This window comes from Pseudomonas citri, assembly GCF_025336485.1.
Classification (GTDB): Bacteria; Pseudomonadota; Gammaproteobacteria; order Pseudomonadales; family Pseudomonadaceae; genus Aquipseudomonas; species Aquipseudomonas citri.
The window spans coordinates 13,090-28,385 of record NZ_JAODAB010000029.1; the positions used below are offsets into that span (position 1 = coordinate 13,090).

15 protein-coding genes are annotated in these 15,296 nt (G+C 61.9%); 8 read left to right on the forward strand and 7 right to left on the reverse strand.

Annotated features, from left to right (window positions below; translation table 11 throughout):
• Positions 1-76: 76 nt before the first annotated feature.
• Together lptG and lptF are read right to left on the reverse strand one after the other, a co-directional pair.
• Positions 77-1,138: an LPS export ABC transporter permease LptG gene (gene lptG, locus N4Q37_RS23785; RefSeq protein ID WP_260962230.1), complete on the reverse strand. Its 1,062-nt coding sequence runs from the start codon at positions 1,136-1,138 to the stop codon at positions 77-79.
• Positions 1,131-2,249: an LPS export ABC transporter permease LptF gene (lptF, locus tag N4Q37_RS23790; protein ID WP_260962232.1), complete on the reverse strand. Its 1,119-nt coding sequence runs from the start codon at positions 2,247-2,249 to the stop codon at positions 1,131-1,133. The genes lptG and lptF overlap by 8 nt, the downstream gene beginning before the upstream one ends.
• Before the next feature lie 342 nt (positions 2,250-2,591).
• Between lptF and N4Q37_RS23795 the strand changes: the two genes are divergently transcribed.
• The 5 genes from N4Q37_RS23795 (at position 2,592) to rlmF (ending at position 9,090) form a co-directional block, all read left to right on the forward strand.
• A complete protein-coding gene (locus tag N4Q37_RS23795) occupies positions 2,592-4,082 on the forward strand; it encodes a leucyl aminopeptidase (protein ID WP_260962233.1) in 1,491 nt (496 codons plus the stop codon).
• Positions 4,083-4,142: 60 nt separating this feature from the next.
• Positions 4,143-4,571, forward strand: a complete 429-nt coding sequence (locus N4Q37_RS23800; protein WP_260962234.1) for a DNA polymerase III subunit chi — start codon at positions 4,143-4,145, stop codon at positions 4,569-4,571.
• A gap of 7 nt (positions 4,572-4,578) precedes the next feature.
• On the forward strand, positions 4,579-4,971 hold the full coding sequence (locus tag N4Q37_RS23805) for a DNA polymerase III subunit chi (protein WP_260962235.1): 393 nt from the start codon (positions 4,579-4,581) through the stop codon (positions 4,969-4,971).
• Between the two features lie 110 nt (positions 4,972-5,081).
• Positions 5,082-7,928: a valine--tRNA ligase gene (locus tag N4Q37_RS23810; protein ID WP_260962236.1), complete on the forward strand. Its 2,847-nt coding sequence runs from the start codon at positions 5,082-5,084 to the stop codon at positions 7,926-7,928.
• 136 nt (positions 7,929-8,064) lie between these two features.
• Entirely contained in the window at positions 8,065-9,090 is a 1,026-nt protein-coding gene (gene rlmF / locus N4Q37_RS23815; protein ID WP_260962237.1) for a 23S rRNA (adenine(1618)-N(6))-methyltransferase RlmF, read from the forward strand.
• A gap of 92 nt (positions 9,091-9,182) precedes the next feature.
• On the opposite strand, the gene N4Q37_RS23820 is transcribed toward rlmF, so the two are convergent.
• The gene (locus N4Q37_RS23820; RefSeq protein ID WP_260962238.1) at positions 9,183-9,464 is read right to left on the reverse strand and encodes an HU family DNA-binding protein; all 282 of its coding nucleotides are present in this window, start codon (positions 9,462-9,464) and stop codon (positions 9,183-9,185) included.
• A 395-nt stretch (positions 9,465-9,859) separates the two neighbouring features.
• On the opposite strand from N4Q37_RS23820, the gene yejK reads away from it, so the two are divergent.
• The gene (gene yejK / locus N4Q37_RS23825) at positions 9,860-10,864 is read left to right on the forward strand and encodes a nucleoid-associated protein YejK (RefSeq protein ID WP_260962240.1); all 1,005 of its coding nucleotides are present in this window, start codon (positions 9,860-9,862) and stop codon (positions 10,862-10,864) included.
• 62 nt (positions 10,865-10,926) lie between these two features.
• Here yejK and N4Q37_RS23830 read toward each other — a convergent pair whose 3' ends face one another.
• The 4 genes from N4Q37_RS23830 to N4Q37_RS23845 form a co-directional block, all read right to left on the reverse strand.
• The gene (locus tag N4Q37_RS23830) at positions 10,927-11,862 is read right to left on the reverse strand and encodes a glutathione S-transferase family protein (protein WP_260962243.1); all 936 of its coding nucleotides are present in this window, start codon (positions 11,860-11,862) and stop codon (positions 10,927-10,929) included.
• A 78-nt stretch (positions 11,863-11,940) separates the two neighbouring features.
• Positions 11,941-12,264: a GIY-YIG nuclease family protein gene (locus N4Q37_RS23835; RefSeq protein ID WP_260962244.1), complete on the reverse strand. Its 324-nt coding sequence runs from the start codon at positions 12,262-12,264 to the stop codon at positions 11,941-11,943.
• A gap of 42 nt (positions 12,265-12,306) precedes the next feature.
• A complete protein-coding gene (locus N4Q37_RS23840) occupies positions 12,307-12,777 on the reverse strand; it encodes a nuclear transport factor 2 family protein (protein ID WP_260962246.1) in 471 nt (156 codons plus the stop codon).
• Positions 12,778-12,864: 87 nt separating this feature from the next.
• The gene (locus tag N4Q37_RS23845) at positions 12,865-14,193 is read right to left on the reverse strand and encodes a CynX/NimT family MFS transporter (protein WP_260962248.1); all 1,329 of its coding nucleotides are present in this window, start codon (positions 14,191-14,193) and stop codon (positions 12,865-12,867) included.
• 260 nt (positions 14,194-14,453) lie between these two features.
• On the opposite strand from N4Q37_RS23845, the gene N4Q37_RS23850 reads away from it, so the two are divergent.
• Both N4Q37_RS23850 and N4Q37_RS23855 read left to right on the forward strand, forming a co-directional pair.
• Positions 14,454-14,783, forward strand: coding sequence for a type II toxin-antitoxin system MqsR family toxin (locus N4Q37_RS23850; RefSeq protein ID WP_260962250.1), 330 nt, complete (start codon positions 14,454-14,456; stop codon positions 14,781-14,783).
• Entirely contained in the window at positions 14,780-15,271 is a 492-nt protein-coding gene (locus N4Q37_RS23855) for a type II toxin-antitoxin system MqsA family antitoxin (RefSeq protein ID WP_260962252.1), read from the forward strand. The genes N4Q37_RS23850 and N4Q37_RS23855 overlap by 4 nt, the downstream gene beginning before the upstream one ends.
• Positions 15,272-15,296 lie beyond the last annotated feature (25 nt).

Here is a 15,296-nt window from a genome sequence, read left to right on the forward strand (position 1 = left end):
ACCGCATCGCCTGCATCGCGAGCAAGCTGTGCTCCCACACAGCCTTGCCCCCACAACCCTCGCTACTGGCGCATGCTCAACCCGCCCGACGCAGCAACCAGAGCCCGGCCAAGGCGCAGACACCGGCCGGCACCAGCACCGCAAGCAGCGGCGAGAAGCCGAATACCAGGCTCGACGGCCCCAGCAGATCCTGGGCGATCCGGAAGGTGAACCCCACCAGCACGCCAGTGAACACCCGCTGGCCCAAGGTGACCGAACGCAACGGGCCGAAGATGAAAGAGATCGCCATCAGCACCAGGGCGGCAGTGACCAACGGTTGCAACACCTTGACCCAAAAAGCCAGCCAATAGCGACCGTTGTTCAGGCCCTGGTCCGCCAGGTAGTGGATGTACCCCCACAAACCGGTAATCGACAGAGACTCCGGCGCCATCACCACGGTACTGAGCAGTTGCGGGCTGATGGACACGTCCCAACGCTCCTGCGGGGCGGCGACCACCTCGGTTCCCTTTTCGTGGAACAAGGTGGTGGTAACGTCGTTCAGTTGCCAGTGATCCTCGGCGAATTTGGCGCGTTTGGCGAAGCTCGACGAGAGCATGTGCCGCTGGTCGTCGAAGCGATAACGGGTCACGCCGTACAGGACGCCGTTGGGCTGCACCGAGTTGATATGGATGAACTCATCGCCCTGGCGGTGCCACAGGCCGTGCTTGGCGCTTTGCGCGTCACCGCCGCCCTGGGCCAGGGAGCGGTTGGCCTGGGCGGTGTTCTCGGTGGCCGGGGCGATGTATTCGCCGATCAGCACACCCACCAGCATCAACACCAGCATCGGCTTCATGACCGCCCAGACGATCCGACCGATGGACACACCGGCAGCACGCATGATGGTCAGCTCGCTGTTGCTGGCCAGGCTGCCCAGGCCGATCAGGCAGCCGATCAGGGCGGCCATCGGCAACATGTCGTACAGGCGCCGCGGCGCGGTCAGCAGCACATAGCTCAAGACGTCCGACAGGGTATAGGTGTCGCTGACGTCGCTCATTTCATCGATGAAGGCGAACAGGGTCGCCAGGCCAAGGATGATCCCCAATACCGCCAGGATCGCGATGAATACGCTGCTGCCGATGTAGCGATCGAGCTTAACCACGGGCCACCTCCAGCGCGCGACGACTGGCCAGCTTCAGGCGCAACGGCTCCCAATAAAGCAATCCGAGGCCAATGGCGAGGAAGATCGCATGCACCCACCACAGGCCCAAGGCCGGTGGGATCTTGCCTTTTTCCAGGGCGCCGCGGGCGGAAATCAGGATGGTCAGGTAAGCCATGTACAGGAGAATCGCCGGCAGCAGCTTGAGGAAGCGGCCCTGGCGCGGGTTGACCCGTGCCAGCGGGACCGCCATGAGGGTCACGATAAACACCAGCAGCGGCAGCGACAGGCGCCATTGCAGCTCGGTGCGCGCTCGAATGTCATTGCTGGCCAGCAGGCTGGAAGTGGACATGGCGTCACGGTCGGTGACTTCCTCGCTGACCTCGGGCTTGGGCAGCAACACGCCGTAGGTGTCGTAGCGGATGGCGCGATAATCGGCCTGCCCCGGCTTGCCGTCGTAGCGGTAGCCGTTTTCCAGGATCAGGTAGCGATTACCCTCGGGGCTGATCTGCTGGCGGCCCTTCTCGGCCACCAGCACGGAAATGCCACGGTCTTTCTTGGCGTCGGAGGACAGGTTCTTTTGCGTGATGAAGACACCGCCAAGGTTGATCCGGTCTTCCGAAAGCTGTTCGGTGTAGGTGACGCGGGTACCGTCGCGCAGGGCCTGGAAGCGACCCGGCACCAGGGTGTCGAATTCGGTCATGGCGTCCTGCTGATTGATCAGCATCTGGAACTGATTGGCGCCCTGGGGCGCGAGGCTCAGGCTCAGCCAAGCCACCAGCAGTGCTACCAGCGCGGCCGGGAAAAGCGTCATGCGGAACAGGCGCTGCTGACTCATGCCGGTGGCCGACAACACGGTCATTTCGCTGTCCAGGTACAGGCGGCCATAGGCCAGCAGGATACCGAGGAACAAGCCCAGCGGCAGGATCAACTGCAGGAAGCCTGGCAGGCGAAAGCCCATGATCAGGAACAGCGAGCCCGGATCCAGGGCGCCGGACGCCGCCTGGGCGAGGTATTTGATGAAGCGTCCGCTCATGATGATGACCAGCAATACGGCGCTTACGGCGCTCAAGGTCAGCAGGACTTCGCGGGACAGGTAACGGAAGACGATCAAACCAGACACTCCAGGATTGTCAGGCTAAGGCGGCCAAACAGGAAACGTATCGAGCCGGCTCAGGCAGCGAGCCGCCGAAAAAAGAGCCGCATTATCCTGTGATTGAAGGCGCCTGTCACTGCGCATGCTTTAACCCGGCGCTCAAAGCCGTAAGGCGAGGGTTGTCAGGCTTGGGCGCCGGGGTTCAAACTGCGGCCTTTGTCGCCGCGGCGAGGGGGCTTGCTCCCGCTGGACTGCGCAGCAGGCCCCACTTCTTTGTGGTTGCTGCGCAACCGGGCGGGAGCAAGCTCCCTGGCCACAGTCGACGCCCGACATCTTGACCATTCATTCAAGGACCCGGACATGGAACTGGTTGTAAAAAGCGTCAGCCCAGAAACGTTGAAGACCGCCACGCTGGTCGTTGCCGTCGGTGAAGACCGCAAGCTCGGCTTGGTCGCCAGCCAACTCGACACCCTGTGCGGCGGCGCCATCAGCGCCGTGCTCAAGCGCGGCGACCTGGCCGGCAAAGTCGGCCAGAGCCTGTTGCTGCACAACCTGGCCAATCTCAAGGCCGAGCGCGTGTTGCTGGTGGGTACGGGCAAGGACGCTGAGCTGGGCGACCGCCCGTTCCGTAAAATCATCGCCGGCGTGCTGGCGACCCTCAAGGGCCTGGGCGGCGGCGACGCAACCCTCGCGCTGGACGAACTGGTGGTCAAGGGCCGCGACAGTTATGGCAAGAATCGCCTGCTGGCCGAGACCCTGGTGGATGGCGAATACCAGTTCGACCGCTTCAAGAGCCAGAAAGCCGAACCCCGCGCCCTGAAAAAGATCACCCTGCTGACCATCAAGGCCGCCCAGGCTGAAGTCCAGCGTGCCGTGACCCATGCCACAGCGATTGCCAACGGCATGGCGTTCACCCGCGACCTGGGCAACCTGCCACCGAACATCTGCCACCCGACATTCCTTGGCGAACAGGCCAAGGCCTTGGGCAAGGAATTCAAGGACCTGAAAGTCGAAGTCCTCGATGAAAAGAAAATCAAGGACCTTGGCATGGGCTCGTTCTACGCCGTCGGCCAGGGCAGCGCCCAGCCGCCGCGCCTGATCGTCATGCAATACAACGGCGCCAAGAAGTCCGAGAAACCTTACGCCCTGGTGGGCAAGGGCATCACCTTCGACACCGGCGGCATCAGCCTCAAGCCCGGCGCCAACATGGACGAGATGAAGTACGACATGGGTGGCGCCGCCAGCGTGTTCGGCACCCTGCGCGCCGTGCTCGAACTGAAGCTGCCGATCAACCTGGTGTGCATCCTGGCCTGCGCCGAGAACATGCCAAGCGGCAACGCTTCGCGCCCGGGCGACATCGTCACCACCATGAGCGGCCAGACCGTGGAAATCCTCAACACCGACGCCGAAGGCCGCCTGGTGCTGTGCGACGCCCTCACCTACTCCGAGCGTTTCAAGCCGCAAGCGGTAATCGACATCGCGACCCTGACCGGCGCCTGCATCGTCGCCCTCGGCTCCCACACCTCGGGCCTTTTGGGCAACAACGACGAGCTGATCGGCCAACTGCTCAGCGCCGGCCAGCAGGCCGACGACCGCGCCTGGCAACTGCCGTTGTTCGATGAGTACCAGGAGCAGTTGGACAGCCCGTTTGCCGACATCGCCAACATTGGCGGTCCGAAAGCCGGCACCATCACGGCCGCCTGCTTCCTGTCGCGCTTCACCAAGAACCTGAACTGGGCGCACCTGGACATCGCCGGCACAGCCTGGACCAGCGGCGGCAAGGACAAGGGCGCCACCGGCCGGCCGGTGCCGCTGCTGACCCAGTACCTGCTGGACCGCGCCAAGGCCTGACCCCGATGATCGTCGCTGGCGCCACCCACAGGTGACGCCAGCGACCGTTCAGGAATCGCAATGACCAAAGTCGATTTTTACATCCTGCCCAGCGCCGATCCCTCGGCGCGGCTGGATTTTGCCTGCAAGCTCACCGAAAAAGCCTGGCGCATGGGCCATCGCATCTACCTGCATTGCAGCGATACCCGCCAGCGTGAAGACCTCGATGCCCGCCTCTGGGCGTTCAAAGGTGAAAGCTTCGTGCCCCACTGCCCGGCCGAAAGCGAACCCGACGGGCTGATCGTGCTGGGGTTGGGGAATGATTGCGGCCAGCACCATGACCTGCTGGTCAACCTTGACCTGAAGGTGCCGGTTTTTGCCCAGCGCTTCGCCCGCGTGGCAGAAGTGGTGGTGGAAGATCCGGTCATCCGGCAGGCCGCGCGGGAGAGTTTCCGTTTCTACCGCGAACAGGGCTATCCTCTGCAAGACCACCGTTTACAGCGACTCTGAGCCTACGATGGACACTCCAAAACCGCCGCAAAAACCTGTACACCTGCTGGACGACCTCGAGTCGATCCGCCAACTGCTCGGTGACGAAAACCTGCAGCCGCCGCTGCTGACCGACACGGTCGCGATCACCCCCGCCACTGCCCACGACGAGCAGATCCCGCTGCTGTTCGAGCCGATCAATGGCCAAGAACCCCAGCCCGCCCCCAGGCCCGAAACCAAACCCGAAACCAAGGGCCCCGACGCCCTGTTGCACCTGGACAGCGAACTGCGCGCCGCCGCACAACTGATCATGCAAGACGTCATCGACGACTTCGCCCCGCACATCGAGACCGAGATCAAGCGCCGGCTGGATGCAAGGATGGAGCGGCTGCTCGCCGCAGCTACGAGCGGCAAGCTTTAAGCGGTAAGCCAAAGCCAGGCTGCCTTTCTTGCGGCTTGTAGCTTGCCGCTGCCCGCAGGGCTATACTTGCCGGCTTTTCCTGAATAGATGCCAATAGGGTCCCGCCGCGCATGGATAAGACCTACCAGCCGCACGCCATTGAAACTTCCTGGTACAACACCTGGGAGTCCGAGAATTATTTCGCTCCGCAAGGCGCGGGCGATTCCTACACCATCATGATCCCGCCGCCGAACGTCACCGGCAGCCTGCACATGGGCCACGGTTTCAACAACGCGATCATGGACGCCCTGATCCGTTTCCGTCGCATGCAGGGCCGCAACACCTTGTGGCAGCCGGGCACCGACCATGCCGGTATCGCCACGCAGATGCTGGTAGAGCGCCGTCTCGAAGCCCAGGGCCAGAATCGCCATGACCTGGGTCGCGAGAAATTCCTCGAGAAGGTCTGGGAATGGAAGGACGAGTCCGGTGGCAACATCAGCCGCCAGATCCGCCGCCTCGGCTCGTCGGTGGACTGGAGCCGTGAGCGCTTCACCATGGACGACGGTCTCTCGGAAGCGGTGAAGGAAGCCTTCGTGCGCTTGCATGAAGACGGGCTGATCTATCGCGGCAAGCGCCTGGTCAACTGGGACACCAAGCTGCACACGGCCATTTCCGATCTCGAAGTGGAAAACCATGACGAGAAAGGTTTCCTGTGGAACCTGAAATACCCGCTGGCCGATGGCGCCAAGACCGCCGAGGGCCAGGATTACCTGATCGTCGCCACCACCCGTCCGGAAACCATGCTCGGCGACGCCGCCGTGGCGGTGAACCCGAACGACGAGCGCTATCAGGCCCTGATCGGAAAGTTCGTCGAACTGCCGCTGGTGGGCCGTCGCATCCCGATCATCGGCGATGACTATTGCGATCCCGAGTTCGGCACCGGCTGCGTGAAGATCACCCCGGCCCACGACTTCAACGACTACGAAGTCGGCAAGCGCCACAACCTGCCGCTGCTGAACATCTTCGACAAGAACGCCAACGTCTTGCCAGCCGCCCAGGTGTTCAACCTCGACGGCACGCTCAACGAGCGCATCGACGGCCAGATCCCGGCGCAATACGCCGGTCTCGATCGCTTCGAAGCGCGCAAGCAGATCGTCGAGGCGTTCGAGGCCGCCGGCCTGCTGGTCAGCGTCGACGACCACGGCCTGAAAGTCCCGAAAGGCGATCGCTCCGGCACCATCATCGAGCCGTGGCTGACCGACCAGTGGTACGTCTCCACCAAGCCGCTGGCGGAACCGGCGATTGCCGCCGTGGAAGATGGCCGCATCCAGTTCGTGCCCAAGCAATACGAAAACATGTACTTCTCGTGGATGCGTGACATCCAGGATTGGTGCATCAGCCGCCAATTGTGGTGGGGCCACCGTATTCCGGCCTGGTACGACGAGTCGGGCAAGGTCTATGTCGGTCGCGACGAAGCCGAAATCCGCGCCAAGCACAACCTCGGCCCGGACGTCGCGCTGCAACAGGACAACGACGTACTCGACACCTGGTTCAGCTCCGGCCTGTGGACCTTCTCCACCCTGGGCTGGCCGCAGCAGACCGAGTTCCTGAAGAAATTCCACTCCACCGACGTGCTGGTCACCGGCTTCGACATCATTTTCTTCTGGGTCGCCCGGATGATCATGCTGACCATGCACCTGGTGAAGAACGAGGACGGCACCCCGCAGGTACCGTTCAAGACCGTCTACGTCCACGGCCTGGTACGCGACGGCCAGGGCCAGAAGATGTCCAAGTCCAAGGGTAACGTCCTGGACCCGCTGGACATCATCGACGGCATCGACCTGGAAACCCTGGTGCAGAAACGCACCTCGGGCCTGATGCAGCCGAAACTGGCGAAGAAGATCGAGAAGGCCACCCGCGAAGAGTTCGCCGAGGGCATCGCCAGCTACGGCACCGACGCCCTGCGTTTCACCTTCTGCTCGCTGGCGTCCACCGGTCGTGACATCAAGTTCGACATGGGCCGCGTCGAAGGCTATCGCAACTTCTGCAACAAGATCTGGAACGCGGCGCGCTATGTGCTGGACAAAGGCGAAGACTGCGGCCAGAACGGCGAAGCCTACGAGCTGACCCTGGCCGATCGCTGGATCATTTCGCAGTTGCAACGCACCGAAGCCGAAGTCACTCGTCAACTGGACCAATTCCGTTTCGACCTGGCCGCCCAGGCCTTGTACGAGTTCATCTGGAACCAGTACTGCGACTGGTACCTGGAACTGTCCAAGCCAGTGCTGTGGGACGAAAACGCACCGGTCGAGCGCCAGCGTGGCACCCGCCGTACCCTGGTACGCGTGCTGGAAGTGGCCTTGCGCCTGGCGCACCCGTTCATGCCGTTCATCACCGAGGAAATCTGGCAGCGCGTCGCACCGCTGGCCGGCGCCCAAGGCAAGACGATCATGCTGCAACCGTGGCCGGTGGCCAACGAAACCCGCATCGATCCAGCGGCCGAAGACGACATCGAATGGCTCAAGACCTTCATGCTGGGCCTGCGCAACATCCGCGCCGAAATGAACATCGGCCCGGGCAAGCCGCTGACCCTGTTCCTGAAGAACGCCAATGCCGAAGACCTGCGTCGCCTCAATGAAAACGAGGCGCTGCTCAAGAAGCTGGCAAAACTGGAGTCGGTGACGGTCCTGGCCGCTGGCGAAGAAGCCCCTCTGTCCGCCACCGCCCTGGTCGGCGAGATGGAAGTACTGGTGCCGATGGCCGGCCTGATCGACAAGACAGCCGAGCTGGCGCGCCTGGACAAGGAAATCCTGCGCCTCAAAGGCGAGGTGCAGCGCGTCGGTGGCAAGCTGTCCAACGCCGGCTTCGTCGACAAGGCCCCGGCCGAAGTCATCGAGAAGGAACGGACCAAGCTCGCCGAGGCCGAACAGGCCCTGGGCAAGCTGGCCGAGCAACACGCGCGGATCTCCAGCCTGTAACGGTGGTTCGTCATTGAAGAGGGAGGCCCTGGTGGCCTCCTTTTTTCTGCCCGCCTCTTTATTGCGAACGCTGAGCAATCACTGGATGTGGGACAATGCCCACCTCTTTTTGAACCCTCCCCGAATCGACCTGCCCATGACTGCCCCCCGCCCGCCCAAACCCGCCCGCCAGAAGCCCAAGCCCGACTCGCAGGCCAACGCCGCCGCACCGCGCGAGAAGGCCAGCCTGCACCCTCGCAATCGCCACCAGGGCCGCTATGACTTCCCGGCGTTGATCAAATCCACGCCTGAACTGGCCCGGTTCGTGATCATCAACCCCTACGGCAAGGAAAGCATCGACTTCGCCAGCCCCGAAGCCGTGCGGGTGTTCAACCGGGCGTTGCTCAAGGCTTTCTACGGCATCACCCACTGGGACATTCCGGCCGATTACTTGTGCCCGCCAGTGCCGGGCCGTGCGGACTACGTACACTTCCTGGCCGATTTGCTCGCCAGCCATAACGACGGGGAAGTCCCACGCGGGGCGGCAGTCAAAGTGCTGGACGTCGGCACCGGCGCCAACTGCGTCTATCCACTGATCGGCTACAGCGATTATCGCTGGCACTTCCTGGGTTCGGAGATCGACGCGACGGCCATCGCTTCGGCCAAGACCATCGTCCAGGCCAACGGGCTGAACAAGGTCATCCAGTTGCGCCAGCAGGCCAACCGCAAGCAGATTCTGCTGGGCTTACTGGAGGACACCGAACGGTTCGACCTGACGATGTGCAACCCGCCCTTCCATGCCTCGCTGGAGGAAGCCACCAAGGGCAGCCAGCGCAAGTGGCGGGCGTTGGGCAAGGCCGATCCGAAACGCAAGTTGCCGGTGCTGAATTTCGGCGGTCAGGCCGCCGAGCTGTGGTGCGAAGGGGGCGAAGCCCGGTTCGTGACGCAATTGATCGGCGAAAGTGCACAGGTGGCTCGGCAAGTGCTGTGGTTCAGCACGCTGGTGTCGAAGGCGTCGAACTTGCCGGCGATCCAGGCGGCGCTGAAAAAGGCCGGTGCGCTGCACAGCCAGGTGGTGGAAATGTCCCAGGGACAGAAACAGAGCCGCTTCGTGGCATGGACGTTCCACACGCCGGAGCAGCAACAGGCCTGGCGCCAGGCGCGCTGGGTTCGCAAGGACTGAGTCGGAGCAAGCCTTGCTCCCACACACTTTTCTCGCGGCAACAAAAAACCGTGCCCGGATCACTCCGCAGCACGGTTTTTTTTGCAGCGATCTTACTTGTTGATCGCGTCGGTCAGGCCTTTGGCCACAACCAGCTTGACCACTTTCTTGGCAGCGATTTCGATGGCAGCGCCAGTCGAAGGGTTACGGCCAGTGCGGGCAGGACGCTCGGTGACTTTCAGCTTGCCGATGCCTGGCAAGGTGATTTCGCCGCCATTTTCCAGCTGATCGGCAACGATTTGGCCCAGTTGGTCCAGAGCGTTACGCGCGGTGGTTTTCGGCGCGTCGATAGCTTCAGCAATGTCAGCGATCAGTTGGTCTTTAGTAAGAGCCATGTAGTGTTCCTTCCCTATCAAATTCATATGGATTGCAGAGTGCAGTGTCAGCCATCGAGCCCGGTCTCTGCGGATCGGGCGCCCTCGGTCATCACCACGACGGATCGGGGTAATAGATGCCGAAATCCGGGTTTGGTTCGACCTGACAAATGCTGAATGCACGCTTAACGCAGTGACTTAGCGTAAGACCGGGCAAAACTAGCACAACGCCTCTGAAATATCCGCCTCTACCTACCCATTTGGTCAGCTTTATTGCGCTAAATCGGTAAAAACACGCCGAGCGGGTATCGGAGGGGTCTGAAAGACGCTTCCCGACCCTCCCAAGCCCATGGTTGCGGTACACTGCGGCTTTTTCGGGGAGCACGCCCTCCTCCCTTTCATCAGCCGAGAAATCCATGCCGATCCGTCATTGCATCGTCCACCTGATCGACAAAAAACCCGACGGCACCCCCGCAGTGCTCCATGCCCGCGACTCCGAACTGGCGGAGTCGGCAGCCATCGAGAACATGCTCGCCGACCTCAACGAGAGCTACAACGCCAAGCAAGGCAAGGCGTGGGGATTGTTCCACGCCGAGTCCGGGGCGCACCCGTTCAGCGGCTGGTTGAAGGAATACCTGGACGGCGCCAAGGATTTCACCGCGTTCAGCCGCGTGGCGGTGGAACACCTGCAAAAGCTGATGGAAGAATCTAACCTGTCGGTGGGTGGCCACGTGTTGTTTGCCCATTACCAACAAGGCATGACCGACTACCTGGCGATCGCCCTGTTGCACCACAGCGAGGGTGTGGCAGTCACCGATGAACTGGACGTGACCCCCTCCCGCCACCTGGACCTGGGTCAACTACACCTGGCGGCCCGGATCAATGTGTCGGAATGGCAGAACAACAAACAGTCCAAGCAGTACATTTCCTTCATCAAGGGCAAGAACGGCAAGAAAGTCTCGGAATACTTCCGCGATTTCATCGGCTGTCAGGAAGGCGTCGACGGCCCCGGCGAAACCCGCACCCTGCTCAAGGCCTTCAGCGACTTCGTCGAGAGCGAAGACCTGCCTGAAGACGACGCCCGGGAAAAAACCAAGACCCTGGTGGACTACGCCAGCAGCCAGGCCAAGCTCGGCGAGCCCATGGGGCTTGAAGAACTGTCCGAGCTGATCGATGAAGACCGCCCGAAAGCCTTCTACGACCACATCCGCAACAAGGATTACGGCCTGTCACCGGAGATCCCAGCGGATAAACGTACCCTCAACCAGTTCCGCCGCTTCACCGGTCGCGCCGAAGGCTTGTCCATCAGCTTTGAAGCCCATTTGCTGGGCTCCAAGATCGAGTATGACGAAGAAGCCGGCACGCTGATCATCAAGGGCCTGCCCACGTCGCTGACCGATCAGCTCAAGCGGCGTACCTGACGCCGGCAATACAGACGGTTGCCGGCGCCTCATCGCGAACAGGCTCGCCCTCGCGGCGTTACTCAGCGAGCCTCGATGCGAAACCCCAGCCGCGGAAAGTGCACATGCACTACACCGCCACGGGGGTCTTCGCGGCGCAGGATCAATTCCTCGCCACCGGCAAACAATAACTCCCCCACCACCGGATCGACGCCATAGTCGGTCGCGGCGATGCTCACCTGCTGGCCTGCCGTGAACCCGTTCGGCTCTTCGAACGATTCATCCGGCAACGCCGCTGGAGTGGCGTTGCGCGCGATGTCCAAGGCCTCTTCGCTGCTCAACTCGTTGACTGCGCCGTGACCAAAACCCAGCACTCGCGCCAGCCAGGCCGAAACCGCCGGGTACGCGTCCACCAACGGCGAAGTGACCGGGGTGCCCTTGAGGAACCACAGCGAATGAGCCAGGGCGAAATCGGCAATCGACGGATCACCCAGCAGGAAGTCACCTTCCTCGCGCTGTAACTGTTGCTCCAGGCGCGCCATGATCGTTGGCCATTGGTGCCGTGCCTGTTCGGCGGCCGGACGCGCGGTCGAGCCGCCACTGAACAGGCCGGCCCGGTCGGTCATGAATGCCTTGATGGCTTCAGGCGTCAGCTTGGCGAAACGCATCGCCATCGACTCAGGTTGGAACACCAGGCCCACCGCGTGCTGGAACACCACCGAATCGGCCCACTCGGCAAAAAAGGCAGCGATCATCTCCCGGCCCTCCGGGAACAACGCCGGCGAGGCTTTTTCCTGTTCCAGTCGACGGGCTATCAGGGCGGTGTCGCAATAGATATCCGCCCCGACCTGCAACACCGGCGTCCTGCGGTATCCGCCCGTCAGTGCCGTCAGGTCGGGCTTGGGCATCATTGGCGGGATACGCACCGAACGCCAGGACAAGCCCTTGAAGCCCATTAACAGACGGACTTTCTCGGCAAACGGAGAGGTCGGGTAATGATGAAGAATCAGCTCTGACATGGAATTGGCCACCGCAGGGAAGAAGTCCGCAGCTTAGCGTGCCTTGAACGGACAGCCTACCGGCCTGATTACGGGCTATCAGTGCGGCTGATGGGGGAACGAAGCACTCGCTACCAGACACTCCTTGGCGCTTTTCCGGAGTTTCTTGATCAGCCGCTCCTGGCGCAGGGCTTCGCCCTTGTCGCGACAGGCCTCGGTGTACACCAGCGCCACCGCCGGGCTGGAAAGAAAAAACCGGGCCCCCTTGCCGCTTTGATGCTTGGCGAAGCGCCGCACCGGGTCATCGCTGATGCCGCAGTACAGCGAGCCATTGGCGGCCCGCACCAGATAGACGAACCAGGGTTTCGCCGGCCCGGTCACCGCCGGGATCGGCAGGTCGCAAGTTTCAGGGGTGCTCGTCACGAAAGGCTCGACCGAGGTAAGAAGACACAAGCGGCGATCTTATCAGCGACCGGCCTGGAACGCCCGCAGCCCCTTGAGCGCCTGGGCCCGGACCGCGTTGCGCACCAGCGGTGTCCAGCCCAGCAGCAAGCCCTTGGCCCCCAACGCCTGGCGCGACCAGCGCCACAAGTCAAAGCTGTCGTGGTGCTCGCAGATCTTGCCGTCGCGAAACACGAAGCGGGCATGGATGTCGTTGATCACGACATTGCCGGTCTGGCCGAACAGGTATGTTGCCACCCAGTGCGCAGCGCCGGTACGTTCGTCGCTACGCACGCCGTCGAACGTCAGGGAGAAATCCTTGGCCCGCGTGGTGAGCATGCGCCACATGTCACCCGCATCGCGTCCGCGCAGCTCGCCGAAGGCCGGATCGCTGAACAGCACATCGTCGGTGTAGCAGGCGCTCATGGCCTCGGCATCCAGGCGCTGGAAGGCCTGGTAAAAACGGGTGATCAAGGCGTTATGGGCATCGCTCATGGACAGGCTCCGAAAATCGTTTCAGTAGGCATGCACGATAATCCGCCCGCGTCGGGAACACTATCGTCATTCGCCATGAAAATGACATCAGCGAAGATCGGACACGCTTTCGCTGCTGACCCCGACGTAGCGCGCCCGACCGGCGCCCACACCGGCGATGATCGCACCCAGGCCAATCAGGCCGAAGATCCACCCCAGGGCATTCCAACCGCCGGTCCAATCATGCACCACACCCACCGCGAACGGCCCCAATGACGCCAGCGTATAACCAAAACCCTGGGCCATGCTGGAAAGGTTGGCGGCCACATGGGCATCCCGCGAGCGCAGCACGATCAGCGTCAATGCCAAACTGAACGTCGCGCCCTGCCCCAGGCCCAGCAGGATCGCCCAGCCCCACAAACCATCAATGGGCCCATAGAGGCAACCAAACAGTCCGCCCAGGGTCATGAGCATGACGACCACGATAGCCAGGCGCTGATCCCTGCCGCGCGTTGCCAGCCAGGGTGCCGCAAGGGAGCTGATCAACTGCACGATGACCGAGCCGGACAATACCAACCCGGCCTCGGTCGGGGTCAGCCCCCGGCCAATGAGGATCGACGGCAACCAGCCAAACACAATGTAGGCCAGGGACGATTGCAGCCCCATGTACAACGTTACTTGCCAGGCCAGTGGATCGCGCAGCAACCCGCGAACGCGATACGCCACGCGGTGGGCGCCGTGTTTCTGGCCGACTTGTGGCAACCAGAACACCGCCGCCAGCAATGCCGGCACCACCCAGAAGCCCAGGCCCAGGGCCCAGCGCTGGCCAAGTTGCTCGCTGAGCGGCACCGTGGCCCCGGCCGCCATGGCCGCGCCCAGACACAGCGCCATGGTGTAGACACCGGTCATGATTCCCGCCTGTTTGGCGAAGTCGCGCTTGACGATGCCCGGCAACAGCACGCCGATCACGCCGATACTCGCACCGGCCAGGACACTGCCGGCAAACAGCCCGACCTGACCGAACGCGCTGCGCAGCACAATCCCACCCGCCAGCGTCAACAAAATCCCCAACACGACGCGCTCGGCACCAAAACGCCGCGCCAGCACCGGCGCCAGCGGCGCGAACAAACCCAGGCAGAGCACCGGCAGCGTGGTCAGCAAACCGGCCTGGGCAGCCGACAAGTCGAGGCTTTCGGACACTTGCGTGAGCAACGGCGCCATGCTCGACAACGCGGGGCGCAGGTTCAGCGCCACCAGGATCAGCCCGAGCAGCAACAGCCATGGACGATGCACCGAGGAGTGGCTCTGTTGCACCTGCTCGTCATCGGCTTCGGCGTCGATCAATAACTCTTCGAGTTCGGCGGCACGTTCAGGCGGGGTGGTGGCACTGCGGTCAAGCGGATCGCGGGACATGGAAAGCTCTGGTTGAAGGTTCATGGGCCAATAAAGCAACAGCCCTGGAGCGACGCCGAATCCTGCTGTCCGACGCATCAACAGGCAGACTGATACAGGATGATGGCTGGCTGATATTTGGATTTCGACGCAATTGGACGCCGATAGCTGGAAATAGCCGTATTGAATTTTCTGACATGTTAGTCAGCTTCGTGTAGGACGACAACCGCCTACCGTCAATAGGGGAACAAAGAAGCAATATTTTCGATTGGTCAAAATTACCCTTTCAGGGTAATTTTTCAGGAATGGGATTCAGGCCTTTATGGAGAAAAAATGCCCCCCACTATAACTTGGCGGCAATCAAGGAGGATGTCAGAAGGCTTGGGAGGAAAGCCTTCACGAAGACCGCCGGCAAAGCCGGCGCGGAACTGGGCTTCAGCTACAGAGAAATGCAAGAAATCGTTTTTCAATTGCAGAACACGATGTTGTACAAGTCGATGACCACCTATGACGATCATCGAATCTGGCAAGACGTGTATCACACCCATTCGCAAGATCTGGAGATTTACATCAAGGTGACCTACCGCCCTGCCGGCGGCCCACCGGTAATCTCCTTCAAGGAGAACAACCCATGAAAACCCGGCAATGCTTCAATTGCGGCGCACATGAGGGAATGAGGCATTTCGAGGGACGCGGCGAAACAATAAGTGTCAAGGGCATGGAGCGTCGCGTGGACGATCTTTCTGGCTGGGAATGCCAGCAATGCCATGAAGTCGAGTGGGATCCCGATACCGATAGCGCGGAACGTTACGGGCAGGCCAGTGACGAGCTGGTCATCGCGGCCAGGCAAATGATCGGCACCGAGATGAAACGTATCCGCCGAAAATTGCACCTCACGCAAAAAGAGGCGGTGCAGCTCCTGTCCGGCGGTGGACACAATGCATTTTCACGTTACGAGCGCGGCGAGGTACTCCCACCCAAGGCGTTGATGCTGCTGATGCGCTTGCTGGATCGCTACCCGCACTTGCTCGCCGATGCCAAAGTGCTGGGCGAAGGCGCGGATTTGAGGGGCGGGTTCAACCCTATCGAGCACAAGGAGCACGAAGTCCTCGGGACATCCTGAGCCCCAAACCCAAAAAACAAACCCG

What these genes read in the sequence shown, in the direction of transcription:
- N4Q37_RS23810 (WP_260962236.1), top strand. Translation starts at nt 5,082, where the DNA reads ATGGATAAGACCTACCAGCCGCACGCCATTGAAACTTCCTGGTACAAC.
- N4Q37_RS23855 (WP_260962252.1), top strand. Translation starts at nt 14,780, where the DNA reads ATGAAAACCCGGCAATGCTTCAATTGCGGCGCACATGAGGGAATGAGG.
- rlmF (WP_260962237.1), top strand. Translation starts at nt 8,065, where the DNA reads ATGACTGCCCCCCGCCCGCCCAAACCCGCCCGCCAGAAGCCCAAGCCC.
- N4Q37_RS23845 (WP_260962248.1), bottom strand. Translation starts at nt 14,193, where the DNA reads ATGAACCTTCAACCAGAGCTTTCCATGTCCCGCGATCCGCTTGACCGC.
- N4Q37_RS23850 (WP_260962250.1), top strand. Translation starts at nt 14,454, where the DNA reads ATGGGATTCAGGCCTTTATGGAGAAAAAATGCCCCCCACTATAACTTG.
- N4Q37_RS23795 (WP_260962233.1), top strand. Translation starts at nt 2,592, where the DNA reads ATGGAACTGGTTGTAAAAAGCGTCAGCCCAGAAACGTTGAAGACCGCC.
- N4Q37_RS23805 (WP_260962235.1), top strand. Translation starts at nt 4,579, where the DNA reads ATGGACACTCCAAAACCGCCGCAAAAACCTGTACACCTGCTGGACGAC.
- N4Q37_RS23840 (WP_260962246.1), bottom strand. Translation starts at nt 12,777, where the DNA reads ATGAGCGATGCCCATAACGCCTTGATCACCCGTTTTTACCAGGCCTTC.
- N4Q37_RS23800 (WP_260962234.1), top strand. Translation starts at nt 4,143, where the DNA reads ATGACCAAAGTCGATTTTTACATCCTGCCCAGCGCCGATCCCTCGGCG.
- N4Q37_RS23820 (WP_260962238.1), bottom strand. Translation starts at nt 9,464, where the DNA reads ATGGCTCTTACTAAAGACCAACTGATCGCTGACATTGCTGAAGCTATC.
- N4Q37_RS23830 (WP_260962243.1), bottom strand. Translation starts at nt 11,862, where the DNA reads ATGTCAGAGCTGATTCTTCATCATTACCCGACCTCTCCGTTTGCCGAG.
- yejK (WP_260962240.1), top strand. Translation starts at nt 9,860, where the DNA reads ATGCCGATCCGTCATTGCATCGTCCACCTGATCGACAAAAAACCCGAC.